16 protein-coding genes and 1 pseudogene are annotated in these 24,454 nt (G+C 42.3%); all 17 read left to right on the top strand.

Annotated elements, in window-relative coordinates; genetic code table 11:
* The first annotated feature begins 12 nt into the window (after nucleotides 1-12).
* The 17 genes and pseudogenes from HMPREF9007_RS07740 to HMPREF9007_RS07815 all read left to right on the top strand — a co-directional run bounded on the left by HMPREF9007_RS07740 (nucleotide 13) and on the right by HMPREF9007_RS07815 (nucleotide 24,422).
* A pseudogene (locus tag HMPREF9007_RS07740) lies at nucleotides 13-1,436 on the top strand (sialate O-acetylesterase).
* 16 nt (nucleotides 1,437-1,452) lie between these two features.
* The gene (locus tag HMPREF9007_RS07745; protein WP_008762545.1) at nucleotides 1,453-3,702 is read left to right on the top strand and encodes a hypothetical protein; all 2,250 of its coding nucleotides are present in this window, start codon (nucleotides 1,453-1,455) and stop codon (nucleotides 3,700-3,702) included.
* Nucleotides 3,703-3,728: 26 nt separating this feature from the next.
* The gene (locus HMPREF9007_RS07750; protein ID WP_225651468.1) at nucleotides 3,729-5,753 is read left to right on the top strand and encodes a DUF6259 domain-containing protein; all 2,025 of its coding nucleotides are present in this window, start codon (nucleotides 3,729-3,731) and stop codon (nucleotides 5,751-5,753) included.
* A 37-nt stretch (nucleotides 5,754-5,790) separates the two neighbouring features.
* Complete coding sequence (locus HMPREF9007_RS0125290) at nucleotides 5,791-7,401, top strand: phosphodiester glycosidase family protein (RefSeq protein WP_032850576.1); 1,611 nt, start codon at nucleotides 5,791-5,793, stop codon at nucleotides 7,399-7,401.
* A gap of 91 nt (nucleotides 7,402-7,492) precedes the next feature.
* Complete coding sequence (locus HMPREF9007_RS07755; protein WP_008762542.1) at nucleotides 7,493-7,765, top strand: SGNH/GDSL hydrolase family protein; 273 nt, start codon at nucleotides 7,493-7,495, stop codon at nucleotides 7,763-7,765.
* Nucleotides 7,766-7,792: 27 nt separating this feature from the next.
* The gene (locus HMPREF9007_RS07760; protein ID WP_008762541.1) at nucleotides 7,793-8,974 is read left to right on the top strand and encodes a DUF4855 domain-containing protein; all 1,182 of its coding nucleotides are present in this window, start codon (nucleotides 7,793-7,795) and stop codon (nucleotides 8,972-8,974) included.
* A 27-nt stretch (nucleotides 8,975-9,001) separates the two neighbouring features.
* Nucleotides 9,002-11,200, top strand: a complete 2,199-nt coding sequence (locus HMPREF9007_RS07765) for an alpha-N-acetylglucosaminidase (protein ID WP_008762540.1) — start codon at nucleotides 9,002-9,004, stop codon at nucleotides 11,198-11,200.
* 143 nt (nucleotides 11,201-11,343) lie between these two features.
* Nucleotides 11,344-12,660: a sugar MFS transporter gene (locus HMPREF9007_RS07770; RefSeq protein WP_008762539.1), complete on the top strand. Its 1,317-nt coding sequence runs from the start codon at nucleotides 11,344-11,346 to the stop codon at nucleotides 12,658-12,660.
* Nucleotides 12,661-12,690: 30 nt separating this feature from the next.
* Entirely contained in the window at nucleotides 12,691-13,878 is a 1,188-nt protein-coding gene (gene nagA, locus HMPREF9007_RS07775) for an N-acetylglucosamine-6-phosphate deacetylase (protein ID WP_008762538.1), read from the top strand.
* Entirely contained in the window at nucleotides 13,859-14,644 is a 786-nt protein-coding gene (locus HMPREF9007_RS07780; protein ID WP_008762537.1) for a glucosamine-6-phosphate deaminase, read from the top strand. The genes nagA and HMPREF9007_RS07780 overlap by 20 nt, the downstream gene beginning before the upstream one ends.
* A gap of 6 nt (nucleotides 14,645-14,650) precedes the next feature.
* Nucleotides 14,651-15,655, top strand: a complete 1,005-nt coding sequence (locus tag HMPREF9007_RS07785) for a Gfo/Idh/MocA family oxidoreductase (RefSeq protein ID WP_008762536.1) — start codon at nucleotides 14,651-14,653, stop codon at nucleotides 15,653-15,655.
* A gap of 9 nt (nucleotides 15,656-15,664) precedes the next feature.
* A complete protein-coding gene (locus HMPREF9007_RS07790) occupies nucleotides 15,665-17,071 on the top strand; it encodes a putative oxidoreductase C-terminal domain-containing protein (RefSeq protein WP_008762535.1) in 1,407 nt (468 codons plus the stop codon).
* 55 nt (nucleotides 17,072-17,126) lie between these two features.
* The gene (locus HMPREF9007_RS07795; RefSeq protein WP_008767111.1) at nucleotides 17,127-17,897 is read left to right on the top strand and encodes an FAD:protein FMN transferase; all 771 of its coding nucleotides are present in this window, start codon (nucleotides 17,127-17,129) and stop codon (nucleotides 17,895-17,897) included.
* 3 nt (nucleotides 17,898-17,900) lie between these two features.
* Nucleotides 17,901-19,226 carry a Gfo/Idh/MocA family oxidoreductase gene (locus HMPREF9007_RS07800; RefSeq protein WP_008762533.1) on the top strand — a complete coding sequence of 442 codons (1,326 nt, stop codon included), beginning with the start codon at nucleotides 17,901-17,903 and terminating at the stop codon, nucleotides 19,224-19,226.
* A gap of 3 nt (nucleotides 19,227-19,229) precedes the next feature.
* Nucleotides 19,230-19,469, top strand: a complete 240-nt coding sequence (locus tag HMPREF9007_RS28090; protein ID WP_008762532.1) for a hypothetical protein — start codon at nucleotides 19,230-19,232, stop codon at nucleotides 19,467-19,469.
* Between the two features lie 87 nt (nucleotides 19,470-19,556).
* Nucleotides 19,557-20,900, top strand: a complete 1,344-nt coding sequence (locus tag HMPREF9007_RS07810; protein ID WP_008762531.1) for a Gfo/Idh/MocA family oxidoreductase — start codon at nucleotides 19,557-19,559, stop codon at nucleotides 20,898-20,900.
* Nucleotides 20,901-21,776: 876 nt separating this feature from the next.
* Entirely contained in the window at nucleotides 21,777-24,422 is a 2,646-nt protein-coding gene (locus HMPREF9007_RS07815) for a DNA gyrase/topoisomerase IV subunit A (protein WP_008762530.1), read from the top strand.
* The last annotated feature ends 32 nt before the right edge of the window (nucleotides 24,423-24,454 follow it).

Below are 24,454 nucleotides of genomic sequence, written 5' to 3'. Positions count from 1 at the left end.
AAGAAATGCTACATGAAGATTCTTATCTACTTTTTAATAATTGTACTGTGGAGCATCAATATGGAGGCAAAAGTCAAATTGCCTCCACTACTTAGTGACAATATGGTCTTACAGCAAAAAAGCAATGTACGAATCTGGGGAAAAGCGACTCCAAATTCTACTGTTGTAGTAACTCCTTCATGGGCAAATAAGGAAGTCAAAACCCATGCTGACGAAAAAGGGGTTGGGAATTACAGATCACAACGCCTGCTGCCAGTTTCGAAGAATATACATTAACACTGACGGATGGAGAACAATCTGTCACTTTGCAGCACCTCCTGGTCGGAGAAGTCTGGTTATGTGCCGGACAATCAAATATGGTAATGTCTTTGAACGGATTTGATTATTGTCCCATAAGCGACTCCAATAATGTCATAGCAGATGCTCCCAATCATCCGGGAATACGAATGGTAACCATAAAGCCGACAGTAAAACTATCTCCGCAGGAGTATGCAGAAGGAAGCTGGCAGCAACCAACTACGGAAAATGCTCCGAAGTTTAGTGCAGCCGCCTATCATTATGCATTAACTTTACAACGGACCTTGCAGATTCCTATAGGAGTTATCACCTGTGCATGGGGAGGCTCAAGAGTAGAAGGTTGGCTACCTAAGGAAATACTACAAACCTACAAGGATGAAGACCTGACTTTAATAGGAAGTGACAAGACACCAGTCTATTTACAATCGATGTTAATGTATAATGGAATTTTATACCCCTGTCACAAATATACAATAAAAGGTTTTATCTGGTATCAAGGAGAAAGTAATGTAAGAAGTAGCAGAACATACGCTGAACGCCTAGCTACGATGGTAAAACATTGGCGATCAATATGGAAACAAGGAGACCTGCCTTTCTACTATGTTGAGATAGTCCCATTTGCCTGTGAATATAAAGAAGATGGCTACATAGGAGCATTATTGCGGGAAGCTCAACAAAAGGCGCTTTCACTCATTCCCAATAGTGGTATGATCGGAACAAACGACTTAGTAGAGACATACGAAGCTCCTCAAGTGCATCCTCACAATAAAAAAGGGATTGGAGAACGCCTCGCATATATGTCCTTGAATAAGACATACGGATATCAGGGAATAGAATCCGAATATCCATCTTATAAAAGCATGAAAATCAACGGAGAGACAATTGAAATCTCCTTTTCCCATGCAGAAAAAGGATTAAGCCCCTGGATGAATATCTCTGGATTTGAGATTGCAGGTTCAGATAAAGTCTTTTATCCGGCAGAGGCCTCTTTAAATCAGAAGGATCATACAGTAATTGTCAAATCCCCAACAGTCAAATCTCCCGTTGCCGTTCGTTACTGTTTTCGGAATTTCCTGAAAGGAAATCTGATTAATACACGCAATCTGCCGGTCAGACCATTTCGCACAGATAAGTGGTAATAAAAACATAAAATAAATGATGAAAAGAATATATTATACATATCCGGTTTTATTAGTCTGGCTTGTGTCGACATTGTTGCCACAATTTTGTATAGCTATGCCTAATGAACAGAAAGAAAACAATGATGTGGTCATAGAGAACGCGGAAATGCGTCTAATTATTAGCAATGACGGAAAAGCACGCAGCCTGATACACAAAGCTACGGGAGAGGAATGTCTGATAACAAATGCAGATGTACCTTTATGCGCTATTACCCAATACCGTCCTTACGATAATGAAAACTTCCTAATGTTTCCTGCAAAGCCACGCACCTTCCCAGCCAATAAAATTGAACGTAACGGAAATGAATTACGTATAGAATTTCAGGATACCTATGACATTGCCATCATAGAGTTAAATATCACAGATTATTATATAGGTTTCACTCTGAAGCAAATTGATTATCGTATCGAAGATTTTGGGGTAAAACGCAAAACTGAAATAGATGAAATCTCATTATTACAATTACCAGTACGTAAACGTGAGAACTTTGGTGAGTGGCTGAATGTATCATGGGATGAACAGACAGCCATATGCCTGCTAGGCACCCATCCGACCACCTATATCGATGCTTTTGCAAACAAGGAATATACTACGATGTATGCAGGACTTGATTTTCAAGTGAAACTTTTCAATTCCGGTGCAGCACTGATTACTACTTCAAAAGAAAAACTGCTAACCTGTATTGATAAAGTAGAACGTGACTATCATATGCCTTTAGGAGTAGAAAGTCGCCAACGTAAAGAATATCAGTACTCCTATTATGAGCTACGTGATGTCACGACTAAAAATATAGATGAACATATTGCATATGCTCAAAAAGGTGGTTTCAAATCCATTGTCGTCTATTATGTTGATTTCGCCAAAGCTTGCGGACATTATGAATGGAGAAAAGAATATCCGAATGGAATGAAAGATTTACAGGAAATCACTAATAAAATCAAAGCAGCAGGCATGATACCCGGCATTCATATTCATTATTCCAAAGTAGCAGTGAATGACCCATATATCAACAACGGCATACCGGACTCCCGCACCAACCATGTACGCGAATTTATTCTCTCGGAACCATTAGATGATTCAAGTACTATCATCACTATAGAAGGTAATCCGGAAGGCGTACGTATGGAGAAAGGACGACGTCTCCTGCAAATTGACAACGAGCTTGTCACTTATGAGAACTATACCACCGAACCACCATATCAATTTACGGGATGTGTACGGGGAGTATTTAACTCAAAAGCAGCCTCACATGACAAAGGACAACATTTCAGACTATTGGATGTAGATGACTGGCCCCTGTTTATCCGTGTCAACCAAAATACAGGAATCCAAAAAGAGATTGCCGAACGTTTAGGAAAAATCTACCACGAAGCAGGCTTTCGTTTTGTCTATTTTGATGGTGCGGAAGATGTACCGATGCCTTATTGGTATAATGTCCCCCGCTCTCAGATGATAGTATACAACGAAATGAAACCAACTCCATTATTTGCAGAAGGAGCATTGAAATCACATTATGGATGGCATATTTTAAGTCGTGGGAATGCTTTCGATATATTCCCTCCGGAACGTATCCGTCCGGCAATGAAGAAGTATACACTTCGATGTGCAGAGCAGATAGCCAAAGATTTTACTTCTGTCAATTTCGGATGGGTGAATTACTTGGCTCCCAACGACAAGACAATAGGCATGCAACCAGACATGTATGAATATATTTGCAGCAAAGCTGTCGCATGGAATTCTCCCATATCATTAGTTGGCAATTTAAAAGAGTTACAGAATCATCCTCGTACAGAAGATAACCTGAGAGTTATCAAAATGTGGGAAGAAGCAAAACTTCAAGGTGTCCTGACAGACAAACAGAAAGAATTACTCAAAAATCCCGAACAAGAATATCTTCTGATGAAAGATAAAAAAGGAAATTATCAGTTATACCCCTATCGCCAAATAACCAAGGATGACGAAAAGCCAATCCGGGCATTCATTTTCCAGAAAGCAGGAAGGACTTGTATCATTTATTGGCATATGAACGGTACAGGACAACTCACTCTTGATATAGAAAAAAACAAGCTATCTTTGATGAATGAGAGTGGTAAAAGAATACCTATCCGGTCAGCAGGAAGCAAAAGTATCCTCCCCGCAGCAGGCCGTCTCATATTGGAAACCGCTCTTCCACAAGAGGAAATAATAAAATTATTCAGAAAAAGCATCGAAATTATTAAATAGAAATTATTCATCCTAATCTTTTGTATATGAGAAATATGATAACCAGTATTATTAGCATATTATGCTATTTACAATGTTTTGGAACTTTATCAGCCTCAGTGACTGCTAAAAATGAAAATGGAAACTTTGTATTAAAAAACAAGAATGTTGAATTAGTGTTTGCCAACGGAAAAGAATTCTGGTTCAAGGAATTCCGCATGGATGGCATGAACATATTGCCTGTAGATGGAAGTACAACACATCCGTGGCAACTAATCTATCGGGGTCCCAACGGAGAGAACCCGACCTTAATGCCCCGATGGGGCGAATATAAAGGAGGCGAGATACAAAAAACTCAAGATGCCTCAACATTAATATTCACCTGGCAAATGGTTATAGATGCAGGACCGACGTGTCCGGTACGCATATTAGTCACATTAGGTAAAGATGCCGAACTACCGGAATGGCGCATTGAAGCAGAAATGCCGGAAGGATGGGTGATTACAGAATCTGAATTTCCCCGTATTGCTGTAAACAGACCGGAAGGAGCAAAAGGAATTCTTCCTGTCGGATTCGGGACCGAATACACAATCGGCAATGAAGGACAACTGCAATCACGTTATCCTTCGTGTACAGGCACAATGCAATTAGTGCTGATGCATCATAAAGGAGGCACAGTCTACTTTGCCGCACAAGACAAAGGGGGATCTGGCAAAGTATTCAGAATGAAAAGTGAAGGAAAAAGTCTTGTATTTATTCAGAACGTGACAACATCCTATGCTTGGACTCAAAACAAGAAGTTCTGCATTCCTTGGGAAACAGTGATGGGATTTACCAAAAAGGGATGGCAGGACGCTGCAGTACAATGGTATCGTCCATTTACTTTCGAAACACTGTGGGGTGCAAAAACTATTTCAGAACGTCCTATAGCAGAATGGATCAAAAACGCTGATATGTGGCTACGGCCGGGAGAAGTAAATGCTGAAACAATGGAAGCAGTACGTAAAGCGATGAAATACTATGGAAAAGGAGTCGGATTGCATTGGTATTATTGGCACAATCATCGTTTCGATACTAAATATCCGGAATACTTTCCCGAAAAAGCAGGATTCAAAGAAATGATTAAAGAAACACAGGAACTTGGAGGATTTATTACTCCATATATTAACGGTCGTCTATGGGATCCAGCAACAGACAGCTATAAAACGCTTAATGGTAAAGATGCCTCTTGTCGCAAAGCTGATGGTACATTATATACAGAAGTATATAGCTCAAAGGTATTAAATACTGTAACCTGCCCAGCTTCTTATATTTGGAGAGATGTGCTGAAAGGAGTCAACAAACAGATATTAACTGAACTAAAAACGAACGGTGTATATATGGATCAGATAGGTTGCGCCAACAGCGAACCCTGCTATGCAACCAACCACGGACATGCACCTGGCGGTGGTGATTGGTGGCCTTTTGCCTACCGCAGTTTACTCACCGAAATGCGCACAAATCTATACAAAGAGAACCAAGCCATGACAACAGAAGAAAATGCAGAGTGCTATATTGACCTGTTTGACATGATGTTAGTTGTCAATTCTCCGCACAACAGCTATACAAAAATGGTTCCGTTGTTCCCGCTCATTTATTCTGACCGTTGCATCTATAGCGGATACACCTACATCCCTTGGCGTATCACAGACGGTTCTTTGAATTTCATGAGTATGCGTAGTCTGTTATGGGGTTCTCAGTTAGGATGGGTAGAGCCCAGTCTGTTGATGCGCCCGGACGCTAAAAGGGAAGCTAAATTTCTGAAAAATCTGACAGATTTCCGCCGTCAACAACATGATTTATTCTTGGGAGGCCGTTTTATACAGGAAATAATTCCAACTGGTGATAACCCAACGCAAGAGATACCCAACTATGAAATAACTTCGGTAGTATTAGCGGCAGAATGGGCTAGTGTATCAGGCGAACACGTATACCTTATAGTAAATATGAGTGAACAAGAACACAAGGTTACACTGCCTAATAAAAAACAAATAACCGTCAAAGCACTTGATGCGATCAGAATCAGCAAATAAACAGTCTTTGTAATCAAACAATAAATAGTACAGTAAAATGAAACAGATTATATTTATAGCAATATTATTAACATGTGCCTTCGGAGCCTGCTCAAGTGACAATGACGGCGACGAACAGTCTGCAAGCGTACAAGCACCTTCAGACATAACCATAGAAAGAATGGGAAAAACCAAAGTATTACTACGTTGGAAAGACAATAGTAATAATGAAACCGGATTCAGCATCTTATTAAGAAAAGCAGATACCAGTGAAAATATAGAAATAGCCAAGGTATCCGCAAATGTCACAGAATATACAATCGAAAATGGTCTGGAAGAAGGAAACATATACTATTTCGGAGTAAGAGCATTCTCGGCTACGAATACTTCACGTGCCATTTACGAGCTCTATCGGTTGGTAGCCCTCGGTGACGAGCCAAGCATCGCAATCATAGGAAGTATCAAAGCAAACTCAACTTGTATCAGTTCCTCTTATCAAGTGACAAACATAGCTGGACAAACCAACGTAAAATATGGTTTATGCTGGAGTACCGAAAACACACCCACTATCAATGATCAAAAGCAAAACGGACCGGAAGTTGCTGAAGACGGAAAAGTATTTCAAGTGATTCCGAATACCTTACTCGACTATGGCAAATCCTATAAAGTACGTGCCTTCCTGACAACCTCTACCGGTACTTATTACAGTGCAGAGTCGACTGTTTCCTTGAAAACAGAGCCACAAGCGATCCAATTGACATGGAATAAACTGACTAAGTCTACATTGCCGGCAGAAATCGAACTGTACGAAACCACCAGTAATTTAAATGGTAGTAATTTCCATGCATGGTACGCCATTGGTGATCTCTCTACCGGTAAGGTAGAAGTACGTGTCCACATACCATCTTCTCCCGCAACCATCGACACGCAATCTGCATCATTCAATGGAGACTGTTATTTATTGGTCAATGGAGGATACTTCTATAATGGAAACCATACAGGAATAGCTGTTATCAATTCCATTAAATCGGGCTCTGTTTCAGCCGTTCGGGGGTCACTAAAAACTGGCGATACAGAATACAACAGTATGTATAATGTGACAAGAGGAACATTCGGCGTAGATGCTTCAGGCAAACCGAATGTTGTTTGGACAGGAACGGATGCCTCCAGTAATGTTTTCTATTTCGACCGTCCTTTGCCATCTGTCAAAGGAGAAAATAAATATGGAATTGTCACTAATGAAAATCCGACTGCCGCAATTAGCTGGAGTCCTAAATATGCTTTAAGTGCAGGTCCTGTATTACTGAAAGACAAAAAAATCCCATTCGATTTTACAGAGACATCAAAGGGCACAGATTACTATCTCAGTAACTATGAAATCATTCCGTATGACATTTTCGGAGCGAATGTAACCCCGGACCGTACAGCAATCGGTTATCGTGAAGATGGAAAAGTGGTCATATTCATATGTGACGGACGTATTACCGCCAGTGGTGGAGCTACTTTAACAGAACTGGCACAAATAATGAAAGGCTTAGGCTGTGTAGGAGCTATTAATCTTGACGGCGGAGGTTCTACCGGAATGGTTGTAGGAGACGAACACTTGAATGACATGACCGGAGGAAACCGGGCAGTCGTTTCTACAATTGGATTCTTCAAGAAAAATTAGCCCAATCCGGATATTCATAAAAGCTATAGCAATATACATAGTAAGTTTCTTTTTATGTATATTGCATTGCTTTTATAAACAACCATTTATTATGAAAAGACATATCATCATTTTGCTCATTACATTCTTGTGTTTACCGGAATATCTGGAAGCTCAATTAAAATATTATGATGCTGCCGAGTTTCCATTGTATGGTAAAGCCACAAAGAATACAGAAAATCGGGATAAGCATCCACGTACTCCGATTATATTCATTGAGGATCCCGTATTCGCTCATGCTCTGTTCGACAAGAAAATAGCTATCGAAATAAACAAAAAGAATAAAGCCGTCAACAGTGTCTTCAAATCTCTGAAGAAGTATTAAAATAACACCTATAAAATAAAAGCAAATATGAAACGTATTCTATTTATTCTCTTTCTCTGTTGTATAGGTAGTGGTCTTGCTGCTTGCCAAGACGAAGACCACACGGTCCCTACCCTCCCATCCGAGAATGATCCGGAAATAAACGATCCAGTCGTAGAATTCTATGATTGGGAAAAGAACCGCACCGAGTTACTGACATCTACAGATATGGTGTTACTTTATGGCGGAGGACATCATCGCACTCCCTATACATGGGATAAAGAACGTGTAAGTTCTTATATCAGATATGTAGATACCGACAATCAATCCCACTGGCTATTCGACAGCTTCCTCTTTTTAGAAATTATGGACACAGGTACAGGAGGCGCTAATAAAATGTTCGCCAAAGGGTACAATCTGGAATCAGCCAATCAAGCAGACTGGACGAAACTTATAGACTATTACTTCCAATCTGAAACAGGAATCGGAGCATTAGATGCATCAGTCAAAGAGGCCTCTGCCATTTTGGGAACCCCACGGCAGAAACGTCAGATTGTGATCAGTATACCAGAGCCCATTGTCTACCAACACCCGGAACAAGCATCCTCATCAACCAAGTATTGGGGGAAAATTGATAACCAGACGCTTGACTTTTCCAACTCTGCCGACCGAATTAAAGCCTGCAAATGGTATATCGATCAGGTACGTGCCAAGTTCAATGAAAAGAACTATCAACATGTAGAATTAGCGGGATTTTATTGGCTTGCCGAGAAAGCGACCGACACCCGTGACATTTTAAATGCGGTTGCCATCTACCTGAATAAACTAAAATATAGTTTCAACTGGATCCCCTATTATGGAGCAGATGGATATAATCAGTGGAAATCACTAGGATTTAATTATGCTTATTTCCAGCCTAATTATTTCTTCAACGAATCCGTCCCCGATTCTCGTCTGGAAGATGCCTGCCAGAAAGCACTCACGTATGATATGCACATGGAACTGGAATTTGATGACAATGCTCTGAATAGCAGAGGAAAGGCTTATCGTTTGAAGAACTATATGAGTGCATTCAAGAAACATGGCATATGGGAGAAAAAACGCCTTGCCTATTATCAGGGAAGTGCATCCCTACTTACACTAAAAAAATCAGGGAACGCAGCCGATACCCAACTCTATCATGAGTTCTGCAATTTTGTCATCAGCCGCCCCATCCGGAGTTCACATTAGTATAAACAGTTTAATCATCGCCATTCTATGAATCATAAATACCTATACTTACTCCTGCTATTTTTGATAGTCAGTTGCCAACGCAATGTAGAAACAGGCCCTCCTGTATTAAAAGAAATGTGCCAAAGATTATTTCCCCGGCATGCCCAGTCGTTTCTATTCGAGTTACTGACAGATTCTATTGATACAGACCGTTTTATACTGGAATCGAGTCAAGGAAAAATACGGATAAAAGGAAACAATCGTAACTCATTGGCTGCCGGTTTGAATCATTATCTGAAAAACTACTGTCATACCCATGTTTCCTGGTATGCCTCAGAGACAGTGGAAATGCCTGATGTACTACCGGAGATACCTCAGCCAGTATATATCCGTTCCAAATGTGACAATCGTTTTTTTCTCAACTATTGTACATTCGGTTATACTATGCCCTATTGGAAATGGCAGGACTGGGAACGACTGATAGACTGGATGGCATTAAACGGAGTCACCATGCCTCTTGCCATTACCGGACAAGAATCCATTTGGTACAAAGTATGGACAGACATGGGTTTGAGCGACGAACAGGTTCGCTCATACTTTACAGGGCCAGCCCATCTTCCCTGGCATCGGATGTCCAATGTCGATTACTGGCAAAGTCCACTACCTCAATCCTGGCTAAAGGATCAGGAGGAATTACAAAAACGTATTCTCGAAAGAGAACGTGAGTTTGATATGACTCCTGTATTACCAGCATTTGCCGGTCATGTACCAGCCGAATTAAAAACAATTTATCCGAATGCAAAAATCTATCAGATGAGTCAGTGGGGTGGCTTCGATGAAAAATACCGCAGTCATTTTATCGATCCGATGGACTCATTATACTCAATCATTCAGCGCCGTTTTCTGGAGGAACAAACCAAAGTATATGGTACTGACCATATTTATGGAATCGATCCTTTCAATGAAGTCGACTCTCCTGACTGGAGCGAGGATTTTTTAGCCAATGTCTCAAGCAAGATTTACGAGTCGATTCATCAGGTAGACTCAGCAGCCCAATGGTTACAAATGACCTGGATGTTCTTCTATGACAAAAAGAAATGGACTCAACCCCGTATCCGTTCCTTTCTAAAAGCAGTACCGGATAACAAACTGATATTACTCGATTACTATTGCGATCATACAGAAATCTGGCGAAATACTGAAAAATATTACGGGAATCCCTATATTTGGTGTTATCTGGGTAATTTTGGCGGCAATACGATGATAGCAGGCAATCTGAATGATATTGATTTCAAGATTAAACGACTCTTCAAGGAGGGAGGAGACAATGTCTATGGCTTGGGAGCAACTCTTGAAGGCTTTGATGTAAACCCTCTTATGTACGAATTTGTTTTTGACCAGGCATGGGATTATTCTGTCACTACCGACCAATGGATAACCAACTGGTCCATGTGCAGAGGAGGAAATCAGGATGCCAATATCATCAAAGCGTGGAGAGCCTTGCATCAGAAAATTTATACCGAACATGCCACATGCGGTCAATCGGTATTAATGAACGCACGCCCCAGACTAACGGGAACTAAAAGTTGGAATACAAACCCCGGCATACACTACGCAAATAACGACTTATGGCAAATATGGAAAGAGCTACTAAAAGCCCGGAACATCAACAATAGTGATTTTCGCTTTGACGTAATCAATATCGGAAGACAAGTACTAGGAAACTTGTTCTCCAAATATAGAGATCAGTTTACCGCTTGCTATAACCGGAAAGATACAACAGGCATGAGAGAATGGAGTACCCGTATGGACAACCTCTTGCTTGACGTAGACCGCCTCCTTTCCTGTGACGCGACTCTATCCATCGGGAAATGGTTACAAGACGCCAGAAACTGTGGTGCAACCGTGTCGGAAAAGGATTACTATGAAGAAAATGCACGCTGTATCCTGACCGTATGGGGGCAACAGGACACCCAACTGAATGACTATGCCAATCGAGGCTGGGGCGGACTTACCCGAAGCTTCTACCGGGAACGTTGGAAACGTTTCACAGACGGAGTCATCGCTGCCGTTTCGGAAGATAAACCTTTTGACGAAGACAAATTCCACCAGGACATTACGCAATTTGAATACAACTGGACACTACAGAAAGACTCTTTCCCTATTGTTTCAGAGGAAGACCCGATTCAAATAGCAGACAGTCTTATCTTAAAATACGATACGTACTTTACCAAAGCACAATAATGAAGGCGGACATTCGACAAACAGGCGCTTCAAAAGATACGTTTTTTGAATGTAGCTTTTCGTTTTTCACAGAGAAGAAAGGAATCGAATGTCCTACCTTTGTTTTATCAATTATATAAATACATACTATAAAAGACCAATTTATGGGAAACAATCAACCTTCGGCAAGAAAAAAAACTTATTATATATCTCTGGCTATTCTGGCCGGTATGTTCTTTATATTCGGATTCGTATCATGGGTCAATTCCATACTGATTCCATACTTCCGTATTTCTTGCGAGCTTACCCATTTTGAATCCTATTTTGTAGCCTTTGCTTTCTATATAGCATACTTTGTCATGGCCATTCCTTCGGGCATTCTATTGAAGAAAGTTGGATTTAAAAAAGGAATCATGTATGGCTTTATGCTGACTGCTTTGGGAGCCTTTATCTTTGTCCCGGCAGCTCTGGCACGGCAATTTGAAATATTTCTCATCGGCTTGTTTTCTATTGGCACCGGCCTGGCTATTTTGCAGACAGCCGCCAATCCTTATGTCACCATTATCGGTCCGATAGATAGTGCAGCACGACGTATCAGCATCATGGGAATCTGCAATAAAGTGGCAGGAATTATCTCCCCGCTCATATTCGCTGCCCTTATTCTGAAAGCAAACGACAGTGAACTCTTTGCATTAATTGAATCCGGTGCACTGGACGAAGCAACAAAGAACGCCATGCTCAATGAATTGATACAACGTGTCATTATCCCATACATTATTCTGGGTATCATCTTACTGCTGACAGGTATCGGTATCCGCTACTCCGTATTACCGGAAATAAATACTGACGAGCAGAATGCCACTGATGAACAGGACAATAAACATACTGACAAAAAAAGCATTCTCGACTTTCCATACCTCATATTAGGTGCATTGGCCATTTTCTTTCATGTAGGTACACAGGTTATAGCCATTGACACTATAATCAATTATGCCAACTCTATGGGGATGGATTTACTGGAAGCAAAAGTATTCCCTTCTTACACACTGGGATGTACAATGATAGGATATATACTTGGTATCATCCTTATCCCTAAATACATTTCCCAGAAAAATGCACTGATAGGGTGTACATTACTAGGTTTGGCTCTCTCATTCGGAGTGGTATGGGCAGACTTCGATATGACATTATTCGGTCATCAAGCCAATGCTTCCATCTTCTTTCTGAATGCTTTAGGTTTTCCCAACGCTCTGATCTATGCAGGAATATGGCCTCTTTCCATTCATGGGTTAGGCAAATTCACCAAAACCGGTTCCTCTCTGCTGATTATGGGATTATGCGGCAATGCCATCTTACCTTTGGTATATGGTCACTTTGCCGACCAGTACAGTTTGCGTATCGGTTACTGGGTACTTATTCCTTGCTTTATCTATCTGGTATTCTTTGCCATCAAAGGGCATAAAATCAACTCCTGGAGATAAAACTGAACGTAAGACATTAAAAATTAAAAAATGGAAAGACTGATTATTATCAATGGGGAACTAATACTCCCTACCGGCATCGAAACCAATAAAATAATGGTTTGCCGGAATGGTAAGATAGAACAGATTGTATCATCCGAAGCATATATTCCTCAAGCTGACGACCGGATCATAGATGCCAACCAACAATATGTCTCCCCAGGATTTATCGATATACATGTTCACGGTGGCGGAGGTCATGACTTTATGGATGGAACCGTAGAGGCCTTTCTGGGAGTAGCCGAAACTCATGCCAGATATGGAACAACAGCCATGGTACCTACAACACTGACCAGCACAAACGAAGAGCTAATGACAACCTTTGCCGTTTATCAAAAAGCCAAAAGTCTTAATAAAAAAGGTGCCCAATTTATCGGGCTGCATCTGGAAGGACCCTACTTCTCGCCTAAGCAGTGTGGAGCCCAATACCCCAATCATTTGAAAACGCCTCATCCGGACGAATATAACACAATACTGGAAGCTTCACAAGATATTGTACGGTGGAGTATTGCTCCGGAACTGGCAGGAGCAGTTGAACTGGGGGAAAAGCTCAATAGCTGTCACATCCTCCCATCCATCGCACATACCGATGCCATTTATGAAGAAGTGGTAAAAGCATACGAAGCAGGGTATACTCATATCACTCATTTATATTCAGCGATGTCAACCATCACCCGTAGAAATGCCTATCGCTATGCAGGTGTGGTAGAGGCAGCTTATCTGATTGATGGTATGACAGTAGAAATCATTGCGGACGGCATTCATCTGCCCAAACCTTTACTACAATTCGTATATAAGTTCAAGGGGGCCGATAAAACAGCACTTTGCACAGATGCCATGCGAGGTGCGGGAATGCCGGACGGTGAATCCATATTAGGCAGCCTGACCAACGGTCAGAAAGTTATTATTGAAGACGGAGTAGCCAAGCTTCCCGACCGTTCGGCATTCGCCGGAAGCGTAGCTACCGCCGATCGTTTGGTAAGAACCATGATAAGTATAGCCGGCATACCCCTAATCGATGCTATCCGAATGATAACCCTTACCCCCGCCCGCATTCTGCATGTGGATTCCCAAAAGGGTTCTTTGGAGGAAGGTAAAGATGCCGACATCGTCATCTTCGACAATCAAATTAACGTAACAACAACTATATCAAAAGGCCATGTTATCTACAATCAATGAAACATACCTGTTTCAACAAGATCTATTAACAGTCAAAATGTTCCCTTCTATCCAACAGATGGGGAAATGTGCTGCGACAGAAGTTACTAACAAAATATGCGAACTTCTCAAAGAGAAAGCTGAAATCAATATGATTTTTGCCGCAGCTCCTTCACAAAATGAATTCTTAAGTCATCTTATTCACAGTAAACAGATTGACTGGAGCAGAATCAACGCTTTCCACATGGATGAATACATCGGCATTCATCCGGAAGCCCCACAAAGTTTCGGAAATTTTCTCCGTCAGCGTATCTTCGACAAAGTCCCGTTCAAGACTGTAAACTATCTGAACGGACAAGCAGAAAACCTTGAAGAAGAATGCAAACGTTATTCCGAATTGCTGCTTCGTCATCCTGTCGATATTGTCTGTCTGGGAATTGGAGAAAACGGTCATATTGCATTCAATGATCCGGATGTAGCCAATTTCAACGACTCCCATTTAGTTAAAGTAGTAGAACTCGACCCGATATGTCGCCAGCAACAAGTGAATGAAAAATGCTTTGAAGCATTCGACCTTGTTCCTGCTAAAGCACTGACTCTTACCATTCCAGCCTTATTAAAAGCGGACTGGATGTTCTGCATTGTGCCTTTTAAAAATAAAGCCAATGCAGTATACAACACTCTTTATGGAGAAATTTCCGAAAAATGTCCGGCCAGTATATTACGCAAAAAAGAAAATTCTTGTTTATATTTGGATCCTGAAAGTGCAGAACGAATAAACTTATAAATACATATGAAAAATATCTTATTTATCCTCCTTGCTTTCTTGTCTGTCAGCTTCAGACTATATGCGCAGGATGTAATTAAAATAGGAATTATCGGGCTCGATACTTCCCATTCTACAGCTTTCACCGAGCTACTGAACGGAGACTCTGACGATAAGTTTGTCAAAGAGTTCGAAGTCGTAGCAGCTTACCCTTATGGTTCAAAGACTATCCAGTCCAGTTACGAACGAATTCCCGGATATATAGAAGAGGTCAAGAAACACGGTGTGGAGATTACATCTTCCATAGCGGAATTGCTTGACAAGGTAGATTGCGTCATGCTTGAAACAAACGACGGTAGAATCCACCTCGAACAAGCAATGGAAGTATTCAAATCCGGAAAAATATGCTATATCGACAAGCCTATTGGAGCGACATTGGGACAAGCTATTGCCATTTACGAAATGGCGGAGAAATACAATGTACCTATCTTTTCTTCTTCTGCACTCAGATATTCTCCACAGAACCAAAAGCTGAGAAACGGAGAGTTCGGCAAAATTCTGGGAGCTGACTGTTATTCTCCTCACAAGGTAGAACCGACTCACCCCGATTTCGGTTTTTATGGCATTCACGGAGTAGAAACGCTTTATACTCTTATGGGAACCGGTTGCGAGTCAGTCAACCGTATGTCTTCCCAAGATGCTGATGTAGTGGTAGGCCGTTGGAAAGACGGGCGGATAGGTACTTTCAGGGGAATCAAAGAAGGTCCGGCCATTTATGGCGGTACAGCTTATACCCCCAAAGGTGCAATAGCAGCAGGAGGATATGAAGGTTACAAAGTTTTGCTCGATCAAATACTCACTTTTTTCAAGACCGGAGTAGCTCCGATTTCGAAAGAAGAAACAATTGAGATATTCACTTTTATGAAAGCTTCCAATATGAGCAAAGAACAGAACGGCAAAATCGTTACCATGGAGGAGGCATACCGAAAAGGGCTGAAAGATGCACAGAAGCTAATTAAAACCTACAAATAAAAATAGTACATGAGGTACACATACAGACACATCGGGATCCTGACCATCTCATTAATAGTTGCTTCCTGCTCCTTTTCCAAAAAGCAGGCAAACAACAATCATGACAAAAATATGAATCCGAACGTAAAAATAGTGGTCCTCGACCCAGGACATTTTCATGCCAGTCTGTTGCAAAAGAATCCGCTGGCCTCAGTGAACGACACAATTCGGGTATATGCTCCCGAAGGAGCGGAAGTCAAACAATATCTGAACGACATAAATAGCTATAATCAACGGGCGGAGAATCCCACATCCTGGAAAGAAGAAATATATATTGGGGGCGATTATCTTTCCAGGATGCTTTCCGACCGTCAAGGGGACGTAGTTGTGCTTGCCGGAAACAACCAGAAAAAAACAAACTATATTCTGGAAGCTATCAAAGCAGGATACAATGTGCTTTCCGACAAGCCTTTGGCCATTAACAAGAAGGATTTCGACTTACTGATTCAAGCATATCAATTGGCAAAGGAAAGGAAATTACTCCTTTACGACTTGATGACTGAACGATATGACATCCTGAATATCATCGAAAAAGCATTACTGAACAATCCAGATCTTTTTGGTGAATTGCAAAAAGGGTCTTTGAATGATCCGTCAGTTTCTATGGAAAGTGTTCATCATTTCTTTAAGAATGTATCAGGCAAGCCACTGATTCGTCCGGTATGGTATTATGACACAGAGCAACAAGGAGAAGGTATTGCGGATGTAACCACTCATCTTATCGATCTGGTCAACTGGCAATGTTTCCCCAACGAAACCATCCGTTATCAGTCGGATGTAGAAGTATTGAAAGCCAGACATTGGCCTACCCGCATTACATTACCTGAATTTTCGCAATCGACGCAGGCTGACACCTTCCCCGCCTTCTTGAACAAATATATCAATAATAATGTGCTGGAGGTTTTAGCGAATGGTAGCCTAAATTACACAGTAAAGGGGATTCATATAGGTATGAAGGTTATCTGGAATTACACTCCTCCAAGTGATGGTGGCGACACTTTTACCTCCCTTAAGAAAGGAAGTAAGGCTACATTGAAAACAATTCAGGACAAAGAAAGTGGTTTTGTGAAACAGCTCTACATCCAAAAAGCCGCAGAGTCTGATCACTCTGAATTTGAGAGCCAGTTGCAAAAGGCCATCAAACAACTGCAAGCGACCTATCCATTCCTATCCGTCAAAAAAAAGAATGAAGGACTTTATCTGATTGATATACCACAGGCGGACAGGCTGGGACATGAAGCTCACTTCAGTAAAGTAGCAGAAGCATTCCTTGGCTATTTGCATGATAAAAATATGCCGGAATGGGAAAACGAGAATACAATATCTAAATATTATATCACCACTACAGCTGTAGAGCTGGCAAAGAAAGAAAAATAAGAAAGACCGCAGACACGTGTTAAGAAGTGAAATAAAATATTATGCAGATGAATCCATGTTTCATGGATTCATTCCTCATGTTATGGGGACACGTCTTGATATCCTGATGATTCACTCCAACCTTCCCCTCCTAAACATGCTTTGGGCACATATTACCGACGAGTTAGAAAGGTTGGATAAGATGTTGAATCGATTTGATGCCACAAGTGAAGTATCAAAGCTAAACAGCCATACACAACAAGATTCAGTTTCTGTCAGTGCGGAATTGGAAGATATCCTACGGTCATGCCAATATTATTATGAAAAGACTCTTCATCTTTTCGACATCACATTAAACGATTTCTCACAAATACAAATTCACGGCAATCACCATATCTCTTTTAGCAACTTTTCCGTAACACTTGATTTTGGAGGTTTCGCGAAGGGATACGCCTTAAAAAAGATTCAAGAAATCCTCTTGCGGGGAAATATAGAGAATGCTTTCGTCGATTTTGGCAACAGTTCGATTATGGGAATAGGACACCATCCTTATGGAGACTGCTGGAAAGTCAGTTTGCAGAATCCTTACACTCAACAAACTCTTGACGAATTCTGCCTTACTGACAATACGTTGTCCACTTCCGGGAATACGGAACAGTACACCGGACATATTATAAATCCGCTTACAGGAATCTACAACGAACAAAAAAAAGTTACGAGTATCTTATCAGACAATCCGCTGGATGCAGAAATACTCAGTACAGTCTGGATGATTGCCGACGACCAACAACGGGAACAGATCAACGAGAACTTCAAACATATAAAAGGAACTATATATACTCTATAAAATATGAGAAACAAAATAGAAAAAGGAGTCGATTTGAATCTCAGACAATTCATCAAAAGTCTGGGATATATCGCAGGAGGAACTGCACTGCTGGCAAGCACACCCTGGCTGTCTTCCTGCACACCCGAAAAACTTAAAGAAATCCGCAACGAGAAAGCCCGGATCGCTTTAATTGGTACTGGTTCCAGGGGACAGTATCATATCCACAATCTAAAAGAGATTCCCCATGCCCGGATTGTTGCCGTTTGTGACAATTATGCTCCTAACCTCCAACAAGCAGTAGAGTTATGTCCGGGTGCCAAAGCATACACTGACTACCGGAAGCTTTTGGAATCGGCAGATATTGATGGCGTAATTATCTCTACTCCGTTGAACTGGCATGCTCCCATTGTACTGGATGCCCTGGCAGCCGGCAAACACGTATTCTGTGAAAAAGCCATGGCACGGACTTTAGACGAATGCAAAGCTATATATGATGCCTATCAAACGACCAACCAGGTTCTCTACTTCTGTATGCAGCGCATGTATGACGAGAAGTATATCAAAGGAATGCAAATGATTCATTCCGGACTCATCGGAGATGTGGTAGGAATGCGCTGCCATTGGTTCAGAAATGCAGACTGGCGCCGTCCCGTCCCCTCACCGGAACTGGAACATAAAATCAACTGGCGATTGTACAAAGAAAGCTCAGGCGGATTAATGACCGAACTGGCCTGTCACCAACTGGAAGTATGCAACTGGGCAGCTAAAAGAATGCCGGTAAGCATCATCGGTATGGGTGACATCGTCTACTGGAAAGACGGTCGCGAAGTATACGATAGCGTAAATGTGACTTACCGATACTCCGACGGAACCAAGATTGCCTACGAATCGTTGATTTCCAATAAATTCAACGGTATGGAAGACCAGATCCTCGGGCACAAAGGTACTATGGAAATGGCAAAAGGTATCTATTATCTGGAAGAGGACCATTCAACATCGGGCATCCGGCAACTTATCGGACAGGTTAAGGATAAAGTATTCGCTGCTATCCCGACAGCCGGACCCAGTTGGAGACCGGAAACAAAAATGGAATACACGCCACATTTTGTTATTGAAGGAGACATTAACGTCAACAACGGGCTGAGCATGATCGGAGCCGACAAAGATGGTTCCGATATCATTCTCTCTTCTTTCTGCCAATCATGTATCACTGGAGAAAAAGCACAAAATGTGGTAGAAGAAGCCTATTGCTCCACCGTACTTTGCCTGCTTGGCAATCAAGCAATGGAGGAAGAGCGACATATCCTTTTCCCCGACGAATATAAAATACCATATATGAAATTTTAAATTATGAAAGATATCATCATCACCTCCCAAAAAATTAAAAGGGAAAGAAACATTTATCTGATATGCTTTCTTCTCTCTTTTGCAATCAATATTATTGCAATCCTTGTCTATATACGTCCGTGGATTGAAATATTCACTCAACTGGGGTATGTGCTCGTTATCAGTTTTTTCATCTATTTCATACTATGGATTCCGCGTATACTCGTTATCGGGTTACGTCATCTCCTTCGAAAAAAGAAGTAACAGCTTTACGTTTTTTGAAGATTGATTGACGGAAAAGAAGTCTGATATCAGTTAATAACGGCTTAACTTTGAGGAAAAATAAACACTATGACAACAAGAAGAGATTTTATCAAAAAAACAGTTGCAGGCACGGCCGCCCTTTCCTTGGGAAGCATTATTCCCGGCTTCGGTTCAAATAGTTATCAGGAAATCCTGGGTGCGAACGAAAAAATACGAATCGGAGTCATTGGTGTAAACTCCAGAGGTAATGCCTTGGCACAAGGATTTGCCAAGATGAAAGGTTGTGAAGTTACTTACCTTTGTGATGTTGATTCAAGAGCACTTGAAAGATGTCAGGCAGATATTCATAAAATAAGCGGACGCACTCCCAAAGGAGAAAAAGATATCCGCAAAATGCTGGAATCGGACGATTTTGAGGCGGTAGTCATTGCCACGCCTGACCACTGGCATGCCAAAGCAGCCATTATGGCTATGCAAGCAGGAAAGCATGTTTATCTGGAAAAACCGACCAGCCACAATCCGGCAGAGAATGAAATGTTAGTCAGGGCGACGCTTAAATATAACCGGATTGTCCAAGTCGGCAACCAGCGCCGTTCGTGGCCGAACGTTATCAAAGCAATAGAAGAGATTAAGTCTGGGGCAATCGGGAAAGTAAGATATGCCAAGTCCTGGTATGTCAACAACCGTCCTTCCATCGGCACAGGAAAAGTGGTTCCTGTACCCGACTATCTGGACTGGGATTTATGGCAAGGCCCTGCACCACGGGTGCCCAATTTTAAAGACAATTATGTCCATTATAACTGGCACTGGTTCTGGAACTGGGGTACCGGTGAAGCATTGAATAACGGAACTCATTTCGTTGATATCCTCCGTTGGGGGCTGGGCGTTGATTATCCGACAAAGGTAGATTCTGTCGGAGGACGTTATCGCTTTCAAGACGACTGGCAAACTCCGGATACACAACTCATCACTTTCCAGTTCGGCGACGAAGCATCCTGCTCTTGGGAAGGGCGTAGTTGCAACAGCACACCGGTAGACGGATACGGAGTAGGTACCGCTTTCTATGGAGAAACAGGCACCCTTTTCATCAGTGGAGGCAATGAGTACAAAATAACAGACTTACAAGGGAAAGTAATCAAAGATGTAAAAAGTAACTTGAAGTTTGAAACTGGTAATTTGCTAAATCCATCGGAAAAGCTGGATGCTTATCACTTCGAAAACTGGTTTGACGCCATCCGCAAAGGTGGTAAGCTGAATTCCGGCATTATAGATGCCTGCATCAGTACTCAGTTAGTACAGTTAGGCAATATCGCGCAGCGTGTAGGTCATTCTTTAGATATTGATCCGGGGAGCGGACGTATTCTGAATGATCTGGAAGCTAACAAGCTCTGGGGCAGAGAATACGAAAAAGGTTGGGAAATACGGGTATAACCCCGCCCTTCTCTTCCTCGTTTTTTCATTAGGTTATAGTTTTGTTGGAGGGTATGTCAAAAGTAACTAAACTCCCCTCCTTCGGGAAGGAAGGGTGACTGAAAGCCGGGGTGGTAGGTGTACTGTACAATTGAATATCAATAGTTTATGTATTCACCTACCACCTCCCCCTACGGGGACTCCTCCTTCCTGAAGGAGGAGAATTTTGTTACTATTGACTCTGACACACGCTCCTTTTTTGTATCATAAAGCGAACAGAGTTTATGTTATCATATTTCACCATATAAGTGCATCCGTGGCAGAGATACTGCAACACCCCGACCAAGCTCCCATGAAAAACTTCAACCTTTTATTTATAAACCAGACAAACGTTTCTAATAAATTCCTGCATCGTTTATTATAAACGTCCCCTCAGTTTATTATAAACTCAAATTCCCCTTTTCAAAGATTAATCTTTAATTTTATGCAACAAAAAAGGCTGCAAACCCGCTAAGAGTTCGCAGCCCATCAATGATAAATGAGTCTCACAGAGTCTGTTTTCTCAGACTTCTATTCGTTATATTGTCAGTATATCATACCAAATTAAAGGCATATACTTCCTATCAGATGCAGCAAAAAACAATTCTTTTTTCATTGGTTCAGGTTTTAATTAAAGCTGGATAGCCGACTACAAATATACAACATAAAAAGGGCTTTGTCAAGTCTTCGGGAAGTTTACACAAGAAAACAAAGGATTACTGAAGCTGTCAGCATCATAAAAAACGTGAGTTCTTTTCGTCCTCATATTGAATTTATTTCGTATTTTTGCGTGCACATCCTCCTTTTTTTTGATGGATAGAAGAAAATTTGTTGTTAAAGCAAAGCGAAGATTGATATATGAGTGACGAAATCAACGAGATAACGGAAGGACATTCAGACTACAAACCGGCGGACGCGCGGGACGAAAACGTAAAGCATCAGTTAACAGGCATGTACCAGAATTGGTTTCTGGACTATGCTTCTTATGTGATTCTGGAACGTGCCGTTCCCCACATCAATGACGGTTTGAAGCCTGTACAACGACGTATTCTACATTCCATGAAACGTCTGGACGACGGGCGGTATAACAAAGTGGCAAATATTGTGGGACACACCATGCAGTTCCATCCGCACGGTGATGCTTCTATCGGCGATGCACTGGTACAGTTGGGGCAGAAAGACCTGCTGATAGACTGTCAGGGTAACTGGGGTAATATACTCACCGGTGACGGTGCGGCAGCTCCCCGTTACATCGAGGCACGCCTTTCCAAGTTTGCGCTGGACATCGTATTCAATCCCAAGACGACCGAATGGAAGCTGTCTTACGACGGCAGAAACAAGGAACCGGTCACCCTCCCCGTGAAGTTCCCGCTATTGCTGGCACAGGGAGTGGAAGGTATCGCCGTCGGACTTTCATCCAAGATATTACCTCACAACTTCAATGAACTTTGCGACGCCTCCATCAGCTATCTGCGTGGAGAATCGTTCCAGCTATATCCCGACTTTCAGACAGGCGGTTCCATCGACGTAGCCAAATACAATGACGGAGAACGCGGCGGAGCGGTAAAAGTACGCGCCAAGATCAACAAGCTGGACAACAAGACACTCGCCATCACGGAGATTCCGTATGGCAAGACCACCTCTACCGTCATCGACTCCATCCTGAAAGCTGTTGACAAAGGAAAAATCAAGATACGCAAAGTAGACGATAATACAGCCGCCAACGTAGAGATACTGGTACACCTGGCACCCGGAACTTCATCGGACAAAACGATCGACGCACTGTACGCCTTTACCGACTGCGAGGTAAGCATCTCACCCAACTGCTGTGTGATTGATGACAGCAAGCCTCACTTCCTCACCGTTAGCAAGGTACTGAAAAAGTCGGCAGACAACACACTGGGACTGCTGAAACAGGAACTGGAAATCAAGAAAGGGGAAATACTGGAATCACTCCATTTCGCTTCCCTCGAAAAAATATTTATCGAAGAACGAATCTATAAGGACAAAGAGTTCGAGCAATCCAAAGACATGGACGCCGCCTGCGCACATATCGACGACCGCCTGACTCCTTTCTACCCGAGCTTTATCCGTGAAGTGACCAAAGAGGATATTCTCAAACTGATGGAAATCAAGATGGGGCGCATCCTGAAGTTCAACACCGACAAAGCCGATGAACTGATCGCCCGTATGAAAGAAGAGATCGCCGAAATCGACGATCACCTCGCTCACATCGTGGACTATACCGTAAACTGGTATCAGATGCTGAAAAGCAAATACGGAAAGAACTTCCCGCGCCGCACCGAACTGCGCAACTTCGACACCATCGAAGCCGCCAAAGTGGTAGAGGCCAACGAGAAACTCTACATCAACCGTGATGAAGGATTTATCGGAACAGCACTGAAGAAGGATGAATTCGTAGCCAACTGTTCGGATATCGATGACGTGATCGTCTTCTTCCGGGATGGTAAATATATCGTCACTCCGGTAGCCGACAAGAAGTTTGTGGGCAAAAACATACTTTACGTCAATGTATTCAAGAAGAATGACAAACGCACCATCTACAATATCACTTACCGGGACGGCAAAGAAGGAACGACGTATATCAAACGTTTTGCCGTGACAGGTGTGGTCCGCGACCGTGAATACGATGTCACGCAAGGAACGCCGGACTCACGCATCACTTATTTCAGCGCCAATCCGAACGGAGAAGCCGAAATCATCAAAGTGACATTAAAGCCGAACCCGCGTGTAAGACGCATCATCTTCGAACGTGATTTCAGTGAAATCAGCATCAAGGGACGTCAGGCACAGGGAGTGATCCTCACCCGACTGCCAGTGCATAAGATTACCCTGAAACAGAAAGGAGGCTCTACCCTCGGAGGACGAAAAGTATGGTTCGACCGCGATATCCTGCGCCTCAACTACGACGGACGGGGTGAATATCTGGGAGAATTCCAAAGCGACGACACCATTCTGGTAGTGCTCAACAATGGCGAGTTCTACACCACTAATTTCGATTTGAGCAACCACTACGAAGATAATGTCAGCATCGTCGAGAAGTTCGACCCGAACAAGATATGGACTGCCGCGCTTTATGACGCCGACCAACAGAACTATCCGTATCTGAAACGTTTCTGTTTTGAAGGTTCCAACCGCAAGCAGAACTATCTGGGAGATAACAAGAATACCCGTCTGATCCTGCTGACTGATGAGTACTATCCTCGTCTGGAAGTCATATTCGGCGGACATGACAGTTTCCGTGAAGCGATGGTAATTGACGCGGAAGAATTTATTGCAGTCAAAGGCTTCAAGGCAAAAGGAAAGCGTATCACTACTTATACGGTGGATACCATCAACGAACTTGAACCGACCCGTTTCCCGGAACCGACTAACGAACAACCGGAACAACCGGAAGAAGAACCGGAAAATCTGGACCCGGACAGCGATAAGAGCGAAGGGGACATCATCGATGAGATTACGGGACAGATGAAGCTGTTTTAGCTAATGTATACATGCGGTAAAAAAATACCCAA

Origin of the sequence: Bacteroides sp. 1_1_14, from assembly GCF_000162515.1 — a bacterium.
Taxonomy (GTDB): Bacteria; Bacteroidota; Bacteroidia; order Bacteroidales; family Bacteroidaceae; genus Bacteroides; species Bacteroides thetaiotaomicron.
Note: the sequence above shows the minus strand (reverse complement) of the source record. Positions and strands in the feature narration are given on the sequence as shown.

Bases quoted from the DNA above. Each gene is read 5' to 3' on its own strand.
- HMPREF9007_RS07765 (WP_008762540.1), top strand. From the start codon at position 9,002: ATGAATCATAAATACCTATACTTACTCCTGCTATTTTTGATAGTCAGT.
- HMPREF9007_RS07795 (WP_008767111.1), top strand. From the start codon at position 17,127: ATGTTTCATGGATTCATTCCTCATGTTATGGGGACACGTCTTGATATC.
- HMPREF9007_RS07800 (WP_008762533.1), top strand. From the start codon at position 17,901: ATGAGAAACAAAATAGAAAAAGGAGTCGATTTGAATCTCAGACAATTC.
- HMPREF9007_RS28090 (WP_008762532.1), top strand. From the start codon at position 19,230: ATGAAAGATATCATCATCACCTCCCAAAAAATTAAAAGGGAAAGAAAC.
- HMPREF9007_RS07770 (WP_008762539.1), top strand. From the start codon at position 11,344: ATGGGAAACAATCAACCTTCGGCAAGAAAAAAAACTTATTATATATCT.
- HMPREF9007_RS07810 (WP_008762531.1), top strand. From the start codon at position 19,557: ATGACAACAAGAAGAGATTTTATCAAAAAAACAGTTGCAGGCACGGCC.
- HMPREF9007_RS07780 (WP_008762537.1), top strand. From the start codon at position 13,859: ATGTTATCTACAATCAATGAAACATACCTGTTTCAACAAGATCTATTA.
- HMPREF9007_RS07785 (WP_008762536.1), top strand. From the start codon at position 14,651: ATGAAAAATATCTTATTTATCCTCCTTGCTTTCTTGTCTGTCAGCTTC.
- HMPREF9007_RS07790 (WP_008762535.1), top strand. From the start codon at position 15,665: ATGAGGTACACATACAGACACATCGGGATCCTGACCATCTCATTAATA.
- nagA (WP_008762538.1), top strand. From the start codon at position 12,691: ATGGAAAGACTGATTATTATCAATGGGGAACTAATACTCCCTACCGGC.
- HMPREF9007_RS07815 (WP_008762530.1), top strand. From the start codon at position 21,777: ATGAGTGACGAAATCAACGAGATAACGGAAGGACATTCAGACTACAAA.
- HMPREF9007_RS07745 (WP_008762545.1), top strand. From the start codon at position 1,453: ATGATGAAAAGAATATATTATACATATCCGGTTTTATTAGTCTGGCTT.
- HMPREF9007_RS0125290 (WP_032850576.1), top strand. From the start codon at position 5,791: ATGAAACAGATTATATTTATAGCAATATTATTAACATGTGCCTTCGGA.
- HMPREF9007_RS07760 (WP_008762541.1), top strand. From the start codon at position 7,793: ATGAAACGTATTCTATTTATTCTCTTTCTCTGTTGTATAGGTAGTGGT.
- HMPREF9007_RS07750 (WP_225651468.1), top strand. From the start codon at position 3,729: ATGAGAAATATGATAACCAGTATTATTAGCATATTATGCTATTTACAA.
- HMPREF9007_RS07755 (WP_008762542.1), top strand. From the start codon at position 7,493: ATGAAAAGACATATCATCATTTTGCTCATTACATTCTTGTGTTTACCG.